This window comes from Calothrix sp. UHCC 0171 (assembly GCF_034931845.1).
In the GTDB taxonomy this organism is placed as follows: domain Bacteria; phylum Cyanobacteriota; class Cyanobacteriia; order Cyanobacteriales; family Nostocaceae; genus Brunnivagina.
Genome location: NZ_JAYGHN010000069.1, coordinates 1 through 14,162 on the forward strand (window position 1 = coordinate 1; position 14,162 = coordinate 14,162).

Sequence of the window (14,162 nt, forward strand, 5' to 3'; positions counted from 1 at the left end):
GGAACGGGTAAAACTCAATGGCTAGTTGGTGAAGTTGCCAAAGCCCACGAGCGCAATCGTAGAGTATTAATTATTACCCATCGAATTCAACTGGGAGAGGCGTTATGTAAGAGGTTTGGAGTGAATTACGTCACGGAAGTTCGCGATTCTGGAACTGGTGATTTGCTCGGTTATGGAGTCTGTATCGATTCTCTACATCATCAAAGTCAAGCTCGATTCAACCCCAATGATTGGCACAATGACACAGTAATCATCGACGAGTGTGACCAGGTATTTTGGCATCTCCTCAATTCGGGAACTGAAGTCGCAAAACGTCGCGTTGCCGTATTAAAAAATCTCAAGCTACTGATTCAAAATGTATTAGGTAGTCCGGAAGGAAAGATTTATCTTGCTAGTGCTGATGTGTCGGATTGTGATGTTGAGTACCTATTGTCTTTGGCTGGTGAGATTCAGGTAAAACCATTCATCATTGTCAACGATTACCAACCAAAAGCTGGCAAATGCTACACCTACAAAGGCTCCAATCCCAAGGATTTAGTCGTATCACTGGATAAAGCGATTGCTACAAGTAAACAAACTCTAACTCCAGGGGACGAGTCCAAGAGTAATGAACAAGACGAATCTTATACTGCATCTTCCCATCTGCTACTTTGTTCTGCTCAGAAGGCAAAATCAAAGTGGGGAACTCAAGCATTAGAAGAAAGATTTCGTCGCAAATTCCCAGATTTGAAGATTTTGCGAATCGATAGTGAGTCTGTTTCTGACCCTAATCACCCTGCTTACGGTTGCATTGCCAATCTTAACCAAATCCTCACTGAGTATGACTTAGTAATTGCTTCCCCAAGTCTGGAAACCGGAGTATCGATTGATATTCAAGGTCATTTTCAAGCAGTATGGGGAATTTTTCAGGGAGTGCAATCTGCAAACTCTGTCCGACAAATGTTAGCTAGATTACGCGAAAATTTAGATCGCCATATTTGGGTAAGAAGTCGCGGAGTTGGAACTGTGGGAAACGCTTCTACATCAATGGGCTCGCTTCTTTCTAGTCAACATGCAGCCACAAGAGCGAATATAGCTTTACTTTCCGAAGCCGATAACGCAGATTACAGTTGCATTGATGAGAAATTTCAACCCGAATCCCTGCAAAATTGGGCAAAACGAGCTTGTGTTGTCAATGCTCAAATGCATCACTATCAGGATTTTGTTTTGAAGGGTTTGGAAGAAGATGGCTATGAAATTATCGATGCACAGAAGATTCCCGAAGTTGAAAGTCAAGGGATTTTTGAAGAGGTCAAGCTGATATCCCGTGAATTAAAGCTGGATGAATACAAAGCTGTGGCAGATGCGGAGGATATCTCGGAGTCTGGGCTAAAAAAGTTGCAGGACAAGAAAAATAAGACGAAGATTGAGAGGTATCAGGAGCGAAAAGCATTGCTGCAACAACGTTATGGGGTTGAAGTGACCACTATACTGGTTTGGAGAGATGACGATGGTTGGTATCCTCAATTGCGGTTGCATTATTTCATGACTTTGGGGCGAGAGCTACTTCCCCAACGCGATGTAGCAACTGCGAAGATGCAAATTGAAGCCGGGGAAAATGCGATTTGGAAGCCGGATTTTAATCGATCGCTCCTATTGGCTAAGGTGTTGATTTTGGAGGATATGAATATTCGCTATTTCCTGACACCTGGGGTGATGTTTCGCGGTTCTGATGCTGCAACGCTGAAACTTAAACAGGTAGCCGTTGAGAATCGGTACGTTATCAAAAATTACTTGGGGGTTTCAGTGTCCGAGGGGATGACTCCGATGGCAATTGTTCACACCCTGTTAGATAAATTGGGGTTGAGTTTGTCCTATGTGGGACGATTGGGAAGTAGGGGGAAACGGGAACGGGTGTATGAATTTGTCGAGCCAAAAGATGGACGGGATGAGATTTTTATCAAATGGTTAAAAAGTTCTGGACTGGGTGTCCAAACTGAATAAATATAGTAATTACATATCCTGAAATTGGACACAAGCGACTGGTAATTCCCCAAATATTTTTGAGAGTATGGGTGCAAGCGTGATATTTGAGCTATCACTGGAGTGAAACCACGCTTCCTGCAATCACTTGCCAATTATTTTCAAATCGCTGCCAAACCCGCAGATAACGGAATTTGCCGTTGATTTCCTGCCCTAAATAGTTTCCTTGAATTTCGACTGTGACAGCAACAACAATATTGTCATTAATCGCGTTTAGGATTAAATCGCTTGATTCCACTGTATGCAGGTTAATATTTCCCGAACGGTAATTTGCCATATCAATCGCTTTGGTTGCTGTTTTACCATCGGGTCCGTTGAAGAGTAAATCGTCATGGAGTAGCTGATCTAAAAGCTCTAAATTATTGCTTTTCATCGCTTCTAGAAGTTTTTTCTCGTTAGCTATAACTTGGGTTTTGTTGCTGGTGTCCATACTGGTTAATATTTAGATATGACTAAGATTGGTTCTTTACAACTACAGACTTCCAAGCTATCACTCCCCATGCAATTCCATCACAGCATCGATAAAATTCTGCCAAATTTGATTTGGTTGCCAAATCTGTTCTAGATAGCGACGGGCTGAAACTTCTGTGTAACCTCTGTGAAGTCGATGGTAGAGGTACATCATTGCCGAGACACGCATATTTTTGGCACAATGTACCCAGATTTTTCGCTCTGGATTCTTATTGAGTTTTGCAGCAAGTTCATCAAAATCGCTAAGGGTAGGATTATCCCAGTCGATGGGAATCCCGATATATTCCATTCCCAGATTTTCAACAATGCTATTTTCTTCGGGATTCCAGTCAGTTGATGCGGGGGTAGCTAGGTTAATAACTAGGCTATATCCTGCTGATGCGATATCTGCAAACTGTTCTGGGGTTGGCTGTCCAGAGGTGGTAATAGTAAAGGAAACAGGGAGAAATGCTTCGATTTGTGCTAGGGAAGACATGGGATGTTTGATTTCGGCTTATTTTTAGATTTTAATTTTTCCTGTCGATATTGTTTGAGTTGCTGTTGTAAATCGGGTGGAAATTTTTCTATCCCATAGCGCAACCCCTCGCTGGAAAAATAAATGCTATTAGTTTTGATGAAGTCAATGACTAAATCCCTATTGCTCAAACTCAATTCTCGTAAAGCCCATCCCATACCAGTTTGCGCGAACCTTTCTGAAGATTGAACCACTACTCCACAGGTATGGAGCAACATTTGGCTAAAACCGGGAAAATTACTTTCCCCATGTTTGGCAATATTGACGAAACTAACAACTGATGCTCGTTTACGCCATACATTTTCAGCTTCACACCATTGCATTATTGCCTCTGCACAGGGTTTTCCCTGCTGTTTGATGAGGGGATTGAGAACTTTGACACAAAACCAATCGCAGGTATTCCACTCTTTGATATCAGCTTTATCGAATAAGGTTGCGAATTTTGGTAAATCCGATTCCCAATTAATCAAGCGGTGTTTGATCAAAAATTCTTGTAGCAAGAGAATCCCCGCTAATTTATCCTCTCCCCAAGATTCTTGAATTAAAGCAATAGCTGTATCAAATTGTTGAGTTACTGGTTGGCTGGAAAAATTGGCGGTTTTTGCCCAGGAATGTAATATTGCTCTAACTTGGGGTAATTTCAGTCCGCGAAAAGGTAGGGAATGTTTGAGATAAGCTTCCCACCATTCCTTAGTTTTACTATCACCCGCTTGGGCTAATTGTTCTTGGAGTTGGGTAATCAGGTATTGTGCCATTCATTACCTTTATTTATTCTAGAAATCTGTTAAGTAGTGCGAGACTCCCGTTTCCTGTAAGGTTCCCAGAAGGTAGGGAGTGGCTACTTTCACATCGCTATTGCTTTTATTTTAATTATCTTTGAATTCTTCCAAATTAATGAAGGACTCCCTTGTTTGGGAATTCATTATAGACGCAACTTCAAATTCAACCACTCCTATCCCTTGGACAATTTTACCCTTATACTTTTGCACTTCCGAGGGCGATCGCAATGATTGTTTGTTCCAGGATGGGAAAATATGTATGACTGTACCATCCTCCAGCACAATTTGAGATTTGATATAAACACCTTGAAAATCTGGATTTCCTGTAACTGTGGGTTTACTAGATTGTGATGTGTAATATCCTACAAGTTTGACTTTCTTGCCATTCAAACTAGCCAAATCTTCACGATTCCTAACTATTTTTAGTTCCTCCATAGAAGTCTTCCTATGATTAACTTTGGGGATTTCGCTGTTGCTAGGTTTGCTGGCTATCAAAATAGTGCAGGATAAAAGAGTTGGTAAACATAGACACAAAGCAATCCAGTTAAATTTACTATTCATGTAAATATTGAAAGGAAACAATACGAATAACTTATTTTAGCTACATGTAACATTTTTTCTGATTTCTTCAACCACAGCAACTGCACCTGCAATTCCCTCTTCAGCTTGAATTCTTGCTCCTAGATTCGCTGCACGTTGACGCATATCTGCATCTGTCAAAACCTGTTGAATCGCTTCTGCAAGTTTTTGTGCTGTGAGTTGTTTGCGTGGAATTGGTTTGACTCCAACCCCTAATTGAGCCACACGCTCTCCCCAAAAACCTTGGTCTCCAAAGTAAGGAATAATAATTGTCGGAATTCCAGCCCGAAGACCAGCAGATGTTGTCCCCGCACCACCATGATGCACAACAGCTGCAACACGGGGAAATAGCCAGGAGTGAGGTATTGAATCTATCGGAAAAATTGTATTGGGTAAATTTTGTGTACCCAAACCACCCCAACCAGAGAGCAGAATGGCACGTTGTTGAGTTTGCTCCAGAGCTTCCAGAACAAGTGCGGTAGTCTCTTCCGGGTTTTTATTACTCATACTCCCAAACCCAATATAAATAGGAGGTGAACCATTTTCCAGAAACTCCATCAAAGCTGAGGGTGGTTGCCAATCTGGTGCTGAATCCAAAAACCAATAGCCAGTTACATGGGTATTATGCCAATCTGATGGTTTAGGGATTACCGACGGGCTGAAACCATAGAGAATTGGGTATTGCTGTAGAATTTCACTGTTGTATGCTCCCCAAAATGAGGCAGCTTTTAAACCCAGCACTTGCTGTCGCATCAAGCGATCGCCTGTCCGAAATCCTTGCCACATTATTTGTCTGGTCAAATGGTGGGACAAATGATTAAACCAACCTCCAAGCTGGGATAGGGATTGGGGAAAAAGCACACTCGGAAAGGCTTTTGTGGGTGTAAAGGGAAAAACATAGGCTTGTAGCAATGGCAATCCCAACTTCTCTGCTAGGGCAAGTCCCAAGTACAGTCCCCCAACTCCCACAATCAACAAATCCATTTTCTCACAGGCAACTATACCGTCATTAGCCCAATCAATTGCTGCCCGTTGGGCTTGTTTTGCTGTGTACGAAGTAATCGCCAGGAAATTTCCTTTCTCCAACAGTTCCCGCATTTCCTTTGTTTCCGCAATGGATTGGATATCACCCCGGACAGGGCAGAATTCTAACCCGTGGGAATTGACCAGTTCTGCAAAGTTTTCATGGGTCACAAGTCGCACCCGATAACCAACTTCCTGCAAACCCTTTCCCAAAGCAATATAAGGTTGAACATCCCCCTGACTCCCCATAGCAATTATTGCGATACGCATAGGTGAGGCTCCTTTTGGCTGTTATTTTCATACTTAAATGACATTCGTGTCAGTTTGATGTTAGCGTCAATTTGATATGAGTGTCAATTTAAAGTTATAATTCAGTTCATAGCTATCTTCATCTTTGAAATATGGAACCATCACGTCGAGCATCAATTGGTTTGGAAAAGCGGGAGCGGACGCGGACAAAACTGATTGAAGCTGCCTATCGGGTATTTGCGCGCAAAGAGATGGATGCAGTTACTATTGACGAAATTATTGCGGAAGCAGCAGTTGCTAGGGGTACTTTCTATAATTATTTTCAAACGCGAGAGGATGTACTCAAGGCTGTTGCGGCATCATTGAGCGATGAGATGAATCAAAAGATTTGGGCACAGTCTGTTACCATTGATGACCCAGCCGAACGCATGGCGATCGCTATTCGTCAATTTCTGCATCAATCGGTACGCGATACAACTTGGGGATGGGTAATTGTGCGAATTGGATTGGTGGCTGCCCCGTTGAGTGAAACAATCGAAAGGGGTGTAATGACGGATTTGCAGGGTGGTATCCGCTTAAACCGCTTTCAAGTTGAGAATGAAAAAGCGGCGATTGATTTGATTTTGGGTACGGGACTAATGGCTATGCGTAGTATTCTGGAAGGGCATACACAGCCTGATTATCCTGAGCATATTACCAAACTGATTTTGAAGACATTAGGTATTGAGGATGCCGATGCTCATGCGATCGCTTTCAAACCTTTAGAATCACTACCAGGTTAAAGGTTTTTGTAAATAATGCGATCGTCGTTGGTGTAGCTTGCGCTCTGCGCTTAGATCGCTCCAAAGGAGTATCGCTCAAACTCTACTAGGTAAGCTGGTTTGAAGTAGTGGTATGTTAGCGGGACTTAAACATTTTTGAGACAAAAACAAGGCTCAAGCCTATACAGGACAAAGAAAATACATCAAGGGCTAAAAAATGCGCCAACCCTAGATATATCAAGAAACTAGGTCAATTGATGTCAAAGTCTTTCTGTATATACATTTGACACCTTTTTGAGGCTAATTTTTGTCTAAGTCCCATTAGGCAAATTGAAAGTGTATTTGTACTGCTGACATCTCTAGATGGAATCAGTTGCTTAAACATAGTTTGTTAGAGTTCGATATTTCTTTTGTCGCCCTGGAGCTATCATATTGAACAGTATGACTAATCGATACATAGCCCTCTGGATATGTTGACTCAAGATTTCACCCAAGTAACCCTCATCCTGCGATCGCTTATCGATCTACCAGACGAGGAAGCTATCAAAGCTGTAAAACTATTTCAAACTACCTTCTTGAAACGGGGTGAGTTTTTTGTGCGGGCGGGTGAGATGCCCAAAACTATCGGGATTGTGATGTCAGGTATTCTACGCTTATATTATGCTGATTCGGATGGCAACGAATACTCGAAATCATTCTGTACTGAAAATAGTTTTGTAGCAGCTTATAGTGCTTTGTTATTGCAGCAGCCCTCACGACTGTTTATTCAGGCATTGGAAGATACAAAATTAATGATTGCTGATTATGCAGTCTTTCGAGAACTGTCAACAATGCATCCCTGTTGGCAAAGCCTGAATTCCAAAATTGCAGAATTTTTGTTCATTAAGAAAGAAAAACGGGAAAGTTCCTTGCTCTTAGATGATGCGACAACGCGCTATTTAAATTTTCAAGCAGAATATCCTGGCTTGGAAACACGCATAAAGCAACATCATATTGCATCCTATCTTGGCATTACCCCTGTTACCTTAAGCCGCATTCGTGCCCAACTGCGATACTCCACAGGAGTCGCTTCAGGATAATGACAGTTAACCTATGTTAATGAAATCCTGGGAATAACTGTTTAGGATAACTTCAATCTTTAAATGACTGGAGTAATTTGTGAAGACAAACCATAACACAGTTTTGATTACAGGTGGGACATCTGGCATCGGTCTGGCTTTAACGCAACGGTTTCTGCGAGAAAGAAATACCGTGATTGTAACAGGTACCAATGCTGAAAAAGCGCAAGCTGTGAGACATCAACTGCCAGCTATAACAGTCGAACTTGCGGATATGCGCGATCGCCTAGCCCTCGATAAACTGGTCTATAATTACCCTGATGTGAACATTCTGATCAATAATGCAGGTGTTCAGTATAACTATGATTTCGCCGATCCAGCGATCGCAGTTGAGCAAATTACCGACGAACTCGACATTAACTTACTCAGTCCACTATATCTAACCAAACTTTTTCTACCACAGCTTTTGAGTCATTCTACAGCAGCGATTATTAACGTTTCATCTGGGTTAGGAATTGTCCCCAAGCAAAGTGCCCCCACCTATTGCGCCAGTAAAGCTGCACTACACAGTTTTAGTAAAACCTTACGCTGGCAGTTAGAAGCAACGTCTGTACGAGTCTTTGAGATTATTCCGCCGATTGTAGATACGGCAATGACTCAAGGAAGAGGACGGGGAAAGATTACACCAGAAGCATTAGTTGAAGAATTTTGGCGGGATTTTAGCCGCGATTGCCCTGAGATACGCATTGGTAAAACCAAATTACTGTTTTTCCTTCAGAGGCTAATGCCAACGCTCGCAGAACGTATCATGCGTCCTGGGCTTTAAAGATATTGGGAGATTGGGAGATATTGAAAAAATTGATCCCGCTCCAGAGGAGCTAGATATCGTAAATAATGCGATCGCACCCCGAACCCCTACAAACTATCGCACTCCCCAACTCCTAAAACTCCGGCAAAACCAACTCCCGACTTTGCCCCGCATAATGGCGATAAATAATCTCCGGCGAATTCCCCACCATAGTCGCCACATCCTTAACATCCACCCCATTCTTCAAAGCCATCGTAATAAACGTATGCCGAGTTTGGTAAAGTTTTCTATATTTCACACCATCCAAACTTGCTAACACAGTCCTCCAAGCCCGTCGGCTGAGATTATGCACATCAATCCACTTCCCATCTGGCGAAGGAAAAACTTTCCCATCATCCGACACACCAACAGGCTTTATCGACCTCAATAACCCAGCTAAACGTTGATTAATCGGAAAAAGTCGCTTCTTCTGTGTCTTCAACCCCGGCTTACAAGTTAACCCCGACGACGAAATCACCACAGCCTGCTCAAATCGAAGCACCGTAAAATCGATCGCAACATGCTTCCACTGCAAAGCTACAGCCTCCGATGGTCGGCAACCAGTGATAAATAAAAACTCAATCAACGGTGCGTAATGCTTGTAATAACGGTTTTCTTGGAATGCTCGGATAATGCGATCGCGTTCCTCCAAACTAAAAGGGTTAATATCCGTCTCCTCATAATCGCCCTTTGGCACCTTAATGTCACTTGCCATCCCCTCAAACGGGTTTTCCCCAATCAACCCAGACCTAACAGCCCAATCGCAACAAGCCGAAAACTGAGTCAAAATCTTCTTCGCTGACAAGGGGCTTTTATTCGCAACCAACCAATCCCGAATTGCGATCGCTTTATCCAAAGTCCTTACTGGTAAATGCACACTTATACAGCGATAAATTTTATGGTAATCCTTCGCCAAAGTACTGGGGGATAAACTCGATCGCTTGTACTCGGTATAGCTATCCCATAAATCCGCTAAGGAAGCATGGGTTTTATTCTCGCTAGTTGTTGTAAATTCAACCTGCTGAGATTGAGGCTTGTACTTTTCCAACGTCACATCAAAATTGTTGCAGAGAATATCCAACTCGATTTGTCGAGCCTTCATTTCCGCCAACTTGCGATTGGCTTTGCTATCGGTATACCCGGTTGAAAGATAATGGCGTTTACCCCCAAAACTAAAAACCAGTTGCAGGCGATCGTTCGAGATTTTGATTTGGACAGTACCCTTCGAGGCTTTGGAACCCACACTACTACTCCTGAAATTCAAGCCAAGACACGGGGAAACAGCTAGCAAGTTACCCCATGCCTTGAAAACATTGAAATCAGCGCGCTCTGATTTACCCCAAATTTACCCCAATAAAATGTCCAAACTTGTCCAAAAATGTCCAACGTCGGCATATTCTTACACCAAATTTACGCCCTTAAAATAGCTGAAATGGGGTTTTAGTGGAAATTAAAAACCCCTGAAAGGTGTGCTTTGCAGGGGTTTTGGGGATTATGCCAGGAACGAGACTTGAACTCGTGACACGAGGATTTTCAGTCCTCTGCTCTACCAACTGAGCTATCCCGGCTGATGTGTTTGTTTTAGTCAACGATTAATAAATTTAGCAAATACTTTCAGATTATGCAATATCTTTTGGAAAATATTTTTATAGAGTTTTGATTACTTGCTAGCTGTTTTTAATTGGTTGCTAGCCGTGAGATAGTTGTATCTCACGGCTTCTTTAGCACATTAACGCTTTTTATACACAATTTCAATATCGTAATTATTTTAAATTTATTGTATCATTTTTATCCTAGATAACATTCAAGATAATTACGATTATCCATTAACTTCTTACTATAGGAATCCTATTTGATTTTTGAATAAGCTCCGTACATTTGAAGGGTAGGGAAATCAAAGGTAGTGTGTCGGATAAACCACTCAAACATCCACTTTAAATGGCGAAATGTTGGAATTAAAGCGCAGAAACGTCGAACCCAAGTTTTGGCTTGCAACCAAATATCCTCTATAGGGTTTTGCTCCGGGCAATTGGGAGCAAAGCGGACACAATGTATTTTCCATTGTTCAGTGGACAAACCTTGATTGATGGAGTCCAAGAAAGCTCGAACATCTTGAGAGCGATGGTAACTAGCACCATCCCCAATACGGTTCGGTTAAGGGCACAAACCATGTAAACTGAGAATTGTCATCAGGGTGCAAAAGGCAAAAATGCAACTCAAAGAATTCTCCTTATTTGTGCCGAATGTAGAATCAGGTACGGTGTTTAAAGCGTTAGAAACAGCTATTCCACGGAGCGCGATAGAACAAGCGCTCGGTGACGCAAAAGCGATCGAAGAACGCAAAAGAGCTTTGCCCTCGCATTTGGTGGTCTGTTTAATCATCGCCATGAGCTTGTGGTCAAAGGCAACAATATCGAACGGTGCTGAAAAATTTGGTTGATGGTTTAAGCGAAACTTGGGTAAAAGTAGGTTTATATTGGCGAGTACCTTGCAAATCATCAATTACCGAAGCACGACAAAGGATAGGGTCTGGGGTGATAACTCGTCTGTTCCATCTAGTAGTGCGTCCTCTAGCAACAGTCGAGACTCCGGAAGCTTTTCTTGGAGGACTACGAATAATGGCAGTAGATGGAACATTATTCGATGTACCGGATACGGAGGCAAACGCCACGGTGTTTGGATATCCAGGTAGTCGTCCCGGAACTCAAGCATCTTTTCCCAAAGTTCGCTTAGTTCTATTGATTGAAGCCGGAACACATTTAATCGTTGATGCATTAATGTGTCCATACCGTATTGATTTATCCCCCACTTCGATGCTTAAAGGCAGAGATTGGTTATAAAACTTGAGTGCTTGCTGTTTGTCTCCTAAACTAGAGTAGACACGACCGATAGTATTCAGGGTTGTAGCTTGCGATTTCTTATCATCTAATTTCCGCCACAAAAGCAGCGCTTGTTCCCATTTCTTTATAGCTGCAACCAGTGATTCTGCGGTTCCTTGCCGATATAGTTGCATCCCTTCGTTCATTAACTTCTCGGCTTCTGCACGGGTTGCATCTGGCTGTGTTGTTGGCTGCTGTGCTATTTGCGACTGTGCTAACGTCCCCCTTGCCCCCACCGATTCTGACAATAAAACTACACTCAGCAAACCAATCAAACCGTAATGGATGAATTTTGGTAGAAAAAGACCGAATTTTTCCCTGTTTTTCTTGCACCGTGTCATTTTCACACTCCCCACTAGTAATTATTTGCATGAAGAAAATACCGTATAAATACGTAATATGTGTCAAGAAAATATTTGTCGTTTCTAGAGAATATACTGAATTACATATTGGTACTTTAAAGCCAAAATGAAGAACCAATAAACCCGGTTTCAGTTTCCGCAACGAAAAAAACTATCATTCCCTCACTAATCGCACGATAAATGGGAGAAACCGCACAAATTTGGTTCCTCCTCCAGCGATACAGCCCTAAACAACTGCATTTCACTTTCCTACTATTCCTGAGTAGTGGCAACATATGCAGATTCCACCACAGATTCATAACACAATATTTACCAACCTGTGCTGCGTTAAAACGATTACGAATTAACCCGGAGCCATGTTTGGGGGTGATTAAGAAGCATGGGGAGAATGTGCAAGATGCGATCGCTCGTGTGAAGGAAGCGATAAACGAGGGATGGTGTAATAATCCCACGGGTTTGTTTATCAACAGTTGCAAAAGCGGAGAAAAGCCGAAAAATACTGTGGATGCGGGGGTAAAAGCCTGGTTTGAGTCCTTGCGGAGGGAACGGATTGTTATTGCGATGTCGGCAGGTTTTGTGTATACGGTGGATGGGGAAGCAGTGGAAATTGGAGAGATGATGCGACAGTATCCTAATTAATGGAGAGTTCACGGTTTGAAGAAGCTTTATGGGAAGAAGGCGATCGCGAAGTAGGTACCGAATAAGGCTTTAATATCTTCTTGGACTGTGGGTGCTAAATCTGCTAGTTTGGGACGGCGGCTAAATTGACAGAGGGCAAAATACAGCATCAAATCTTGGCGACGTTTTTGCGTGATCGCTGCCCATTCTTCAAGGTCGGCGAGTTAAATCACACGATAGGATCGATTTAATGTGCCAAATTCGGCGGTAATCTCTGCTGCTTCAGGTAATTCGCCCTTAGTTGGCAAGCGTCCTCGTTCGGTAACAAAAGCCATCAGTAGTAAAAGTAAGTCCTGGTAATATTTAAACCATTATTAAGTTGTACCCTGACCCTGGGTGTTGTCGCACGGAAACGGGAACGGGAAGCCCGAAATAATTTGGTTTGGGCTTCATTCTGAAACACAAAGTAAATACCTAAAGCTACTGGAATAGCATCAACACCCAAAACTTGGTCGAATGTAAATTTTTAACTCTGACTGGTCGTAATATTTCTGCAATGTATTGCGGGTTGTAACAACACCATCACCGTAGGCGCTCGTTCCTTTATTTAGTGTTGCGTCAACTGACTTGGACGGATACCAGTAGAACCTTTCGAGTTAATTACCAAGCATTGATTAATACCTCATAAAAAGCATCAGACAATTTTTTGCCTATAGAACTACGCTTGTAAGCAAGAGCAATCACTTTCCGAGTGGATTGAAAATCTATCGCCTTTAATTTAGGTAAATCTTTATGCTGATTAGTTGAGTAATTTCCCTCAATTGCAGCTAATTCAGTTATAGTAGAAACCTTGGCTGTTTGTTATTGTAGTCACTATTATTGTACTGAACCATCGACTGTATAGGGTCAATAACCGTTTTTAGCTTTTTGGCATCAAACAACGGTAAGTAGATTGATTTATCGTGTTTTCCCTTAACATTGGATGTTGCCATATCTAGTTTTAAAACACAAGTAATCTTGTCATAGTTTTGAGACTTTGCTCGCAGATTATCGGAATATGTGATTGATTGAGATTGATACATTTCTACATATTATGTGCATTTATTCTGAAAACCAGAAATTCCCGAAATTGATGTAATTCACATATTTGACACCAAGATTTGTATCATTTTGAAAATAACTTCACAGGCTACTTGCTTTTTGCCGCCAACTGTGAAAAACTTTATTCTTGTAATAAGATACGGTAAATCAATCAAGTTTTAGTAGATTAGGAGATAGAGATTCTCTTCTACAGTTAACTTGAGCGAATTAACTAGAAATAGACAGATAGTTAATATCTGCTGATATCTATTGTTCTGCCGAATGAAGGCAGTGAAAAAAAGTTTAGACTCTTGACCTGCGGCATCGATAGGGCGAGAACAGCCCTGAAGACTTTATCGATGGGAGAAGAATTATTCATGCTTAACACATTGACAACCGATTTTGACATCACTCAAGAAGTTGATGTACTTGTGATTGGGGGCGGACCCGCAGTCAACAAGGAAAATGATTCGGATAATTCGTCATCATGTATTACAAACAGTTGTCAAGTCATTGTCGTCATCTGGTAGAGGGCGTAGACCATTTTTACAAGTAATAATTGACCTAACAACTCTAGAAAAACGGGAGCATCCCACTTTTTATTTAGCGAGCAAAGATTAATCCATTAAGGTAAGCACAACGATGAGCGATGACTTGAGGAACATTCTCAACTTTCCATTGTGCACCGGAAATTTTAGTTCTACGATCAATCTGTTTAACAGTAGATTCAATAGCTCCAGAGCCAATAGAACAAATTTGTTCGGCTTGATAATATTGATAATTGACGATTCGGTGTCGATGTTTCTCAAGGTAAACACAGAAATTTTCAGCTTGCTTGAGTTTGCAGTCTGCTTTGCAGGTGATTGCATCATCAACTTTCCCTTGCCAAAGCAGGCTTTTTGCCTTGTTAATTCTTTAAA

General features: G+C 41.9%; 15 protein-coding genes, 1 tRNA gene and 3 pseudogenes. 7 read left to right on the top strand and 12 right to left on the bottom strand.

All coding sequences use genetic code 11. From position 1 onward, the window contains the following. Positions 1-1,983: plasmid replication protein, CyRepA1 family (locus tag VB733_RS26070; protein ID WP_323342962.1), on the top strand; the 1,983-nt coding region annotated here is incomplete at its 5' end. 94 nt (positions 1,984-2,077) lie between these two features. Here the strand turns inward: VB733_RS26070 and VB733_RS26075 are convergent. The 5 genes from VB733_RS26075 to VB733_RS26095 all read right to left on the bottom strand — a co-directional run bounded on the left by VB733_RS26075 (position 2,078) and on the right by VB733_RS26095 (position 5,658). Next, positions 2,078-2,452 (bottom strand): nuclear transport factor 2 family protein, encoded by a 375-nt coding sequence (locus VB733_RS26075; RefSeq protein ID WP_323342963.1) that lies wholly within the window; start codon positions 2,450-2,452, stop codon positions 2,078-2,080. 60 nt (positions 2,453-2,512) lie between these two features. Further along, positions 2,513-2,968: a protein tyrosine phosphatase family protein gene (locus VB733_RS26080; protein WP_323342964.1), complete on the bottom strand. Its 456-nt coding sequence runs from the start codon at positions 2,966-2,968 to the stop codon at positions 2,513-2,515. After that, entirely contained in the window at positions 2,956-3,762 is an 807-nt protein-coding gene (locus tag VB733_RS26085; RefSeq protein WP_323342965.1) for a DNA alkylation repair protein, read from the bottom strand. The genes VB733_RS26080 and VB733_RS26085 overlap by 13 nt, the downstream gene beginning before the upstream one ends. Before the next feature lie 111 nt (positions 3,763-3,873). Beyond that, positions 3,874-4,221, bottom strand: a complete 348-nt coding sequence (locus VB733_RS26090; protein ID WP_323342966.1) for a hypothetical protein — start codon at positions 4,219-4,221, stop codon at positions 3,874-3,876. 162 nt (positions 4,222-4,383) lie between these two features. After that, entirely contained in the window at positions 4,384-5,658 is a 1,275-nt protein-coding gene (locus VB733_RS26095) for a glycosyltransferase (RefSeq protein ID WP_323342967.1), read from the bottom strand. A 131-nt stretch (positions 5,659-5,789) separates the two neighbouring features. Here VB733_RS26095 and VB733_RS26100 point away from each other — a divergent pair, with 131 nt between their 5' ends. The 3 genes from VB733_RS26100 (at position 5,790) to VB733_RS26110 (ending at position 8,282) form a co-directional block, all read left to right on the top strand. Then, positions 5,790-6,419 (top strand): TetR/AcrR family transcriptional regulator, encoded by a 630-nt coding sequence (locus tag VB733_RS26100; RefSeq protein ID WP_323342968.1) that lies wholly within the window; start codon positions 5,790-5,792, stop codon positions 6,417-6,419. A 449-nt stretch (positions 6,420-6,868) separates the two neighbouring features. Continuing rightward, positions 6,869-7,477 carry a Crp/Fnr family transcriptional regulator gene (locus VB733_RS26105; protein ID WP_323342969.1) on the top strand — a complete coding sequence of 203 codons (609 nt, stop codon included), beginning with the start codon at positions 6,869-6,871 and terminating at the stop codon, positions 7,475-7,477. Between the two features lie 79 nt (positions 7,478-7,556). Beyond that, positions 7,557-8,282, top strand: coding sequence for an SDR family oxidoreductase (locus VB733_RS26110; RefSeq protein ID WP_323342970.1), 726 nt, complete (start codon positions 7,557-7,559; stop codon positions 8,280-8,282). A gap of 115 nt (positions 8,283-8,397) precedes the next feature. Here VB733_RS26110 and VB733_RS26115 read toward each other — a convergent pair whose 3' ends face one another. The 3 genes and pseudogenes from VB733_RS26115 to VB733_RS26125 form a co-directional block, all read right to left on the bottom strand. Further along, positions 8,398-9,546 carry an Arm DNA-binding domain-containing protein gene (locus VB733_RS26115; protein WP_323342971.1) on the bottom strand — a complete coding sequence of 383 codons (1,149 nt, stop codon included), beginning with the start codon at positions 9,544-9,546 and terminating at the stop codon, positions 8,398-8,400. Between the two features lie 252 nt (positions 9,547-9,798). Then, a tRNA-Phe gene (locus VB733_RS26120) sits at positions 9,799-9,871 on the bottom strand. A gap of 280 nt (positions 9,872-10,151) precedes the next feature. Next, positions 10,152-10,442: pseudogene (locus VB733_RS26125) on the bottom strand (transposase); the annotation flags it as partial. A 70-nt stretch (positions 10,443-10,512) separates the two neighbouring features. Here VB733_RS26125 and VB733_RS26130 point away from each other — a divergent pair. Then, a pseudogene (locus VB733_RS26130) lies at positions 10,513-11,098 on the top strand (transposase domain-containing protein); the annotation flags it as partial. Here the strand turns inward: VB733_RS26130 and VB733_RS26135 are convergent. Beyond that, positions 11,008-11,523, bottom strand: coding sequence for a tetratricopeptide repeat protein (locus VB733_RS26135; protein ID WP_323342972.1), 516 nt, complete (start codon positions 11,521-11,523; stop codon positions 11,008-11,010). The pseudogene VB733_RS26130 and the gene VB733_RS26135 sit on opposite strands and share 91 nt — an antisense overlap. A gap of 387 nt (positions 11,524-11,910) precedes the next feature. On the opposite strand from VB733_RS26135, the gene VB733_RS26140 reads away from it, so the two are divergent. After that, positions 11,911-12,183: a hypothetical protein gene (locus VB733_RS26140; RefSeq protein ID WP_323342973.1), complete on the top strand. Its 273-nt coding sequence runs from the start codon at positions 11,911-11,913 to the stop codon at positions 12,181-12,183. 26 nt (positions 12,184-12,209) lie between these two features. Here VB733_RS26140 and VB733_RS26145 read toward each other — a convergent pair whose 3' ends face one another. Together VB733_RS26145 and VB733_RS26150 are read right to left on the bottom strand one after the other, a co-directional pair. Beyond that, on the bottom strand, positions 12,210-12,332 hold the full coding sequence (locus VB733_RS26145) for a hypothetical protein (RefSeq protein WP_323342974.1): 123 nt from the start codon (positions 12,330-12,332) through the stop codon (positions 12,210-12,212). Between the two features lie 164 nt (positions 12,333-12,496). Next, the gene (locus VB733_RS26150; protein ID WP_323342975.1) at positions 12,497-12,667 is read right to left on the bottom strand and encodes a hypothetical protein; all 171 of its coding nucleotides are present in this window, start codon (positions 12,665-12,667) and stop codon (positions 12,497-12,499) included. A gap of 952 nt (positions 12,668-13,619) precedes the next feature. Between VB733_RS26150 and VB733_RS26155 the strand changes: the two genes are divergently transcribed. After that, the gene (locus tag VB733_RS26155) at positions 13,620-13,772 is read left to right on the top strand and encodes a hypothetical protein (RefSeq protein WP_323342976.1); all 153 of its coding nucleotides are present in this window, start codon (positions 13,620-13,622) and stop codon (positions 13,770-13,772) included. A 73-nt stretch (positions 13,773-13,845) separates the two neighbouring features. Here the strand turns inward: VB733_RS26155 and VB733_RS26160 are convergent. Then, positions 13,846-14,157: pseudogene (locus tag VB733_RS26160) on the bottom strand (ISKra4 family transposase); the annotation flags it as partial. Positions 14,158-14,162 lie beyond the last annotated feature (5 nt).

What these genes read in the sequence shown, in the direction of transcription:
- VB733_RS26075 (WP_323342963.1), bottom strand. Translation starts at nt 2,452, where the DNA reads ATGGACACCAGCAACAAAACCCAAGTTATAGCTAACGAGAAAAAACTT.
- VB733_RS26080 (WP_323342964.1), bottom strand. Translation starts at nt 2,968, where the DNA reads ATGTCTTCCCTAGCACAAATCGAAGCATTTCTCCCTGTTTCCTTTACT.
- VB733_RS26085 (WP_323342965.1), bottom strand. Translation starts at nt 3,762, where the DNA reads ATGGCACAATACCTGATTACCCAACTCCAAGAACAATTAGCCCAAGCG.
- VB733_RS26090 (WP_323342966.1), bottom strand. Translation starts at nt 4,221, where the DNA reads ATGGAGGAACTAAAAATAGTTAGGAATCGTGAAGATTTGGCTAGTTTG.
- VB733_RS26095 (WP_323342967.1), bottom strand. Translation starts at nt 5,658, where the DNA reads ATGCGTATCGCAATAATTGCTATGGGGAGTCAGGGGGATGTTCAACCT.
- VB733_RS26100 (WP_323342968.1), top strand. Translation starts at nt 5,790, where the DNA reads ATGGAACCATCACGTCGAGCATCAATTGGTTTGGAAAAGCGGGAGCGG.
- VB733_RS26105 (WP_323342969.1), top strand. Translation starts at nt 6,869, where the DNA reads ATGTTGACTCAAGATTTCACCCAAGTAACCCTCATCCTGCGATCGCTT.
- VB733_RS26135 (WP_323342972.1), bottom strand. Translation starts at nt 11,523, where the DNA reads ATGACACGGTGCAAGAAAAACAGGGAAAAATTCGGTCTTTTTCTACCA.
- VB733_RS26145 (WP_323342974.1), bottom strand. Translation starts at nt 12,332, where the DNA reads ATGCTGTATTTTGCCCTCTGTCAATTTAGCCGCCGTCCCAAACTAGCA.
- VB733_RS26155 (WP_323342976.1), top strand. Translation starts at nt 13,620, where the DNA reads ATGCTTAACACATTGACAACCGATTTTGACATCACTCAAGAAGTTGAT.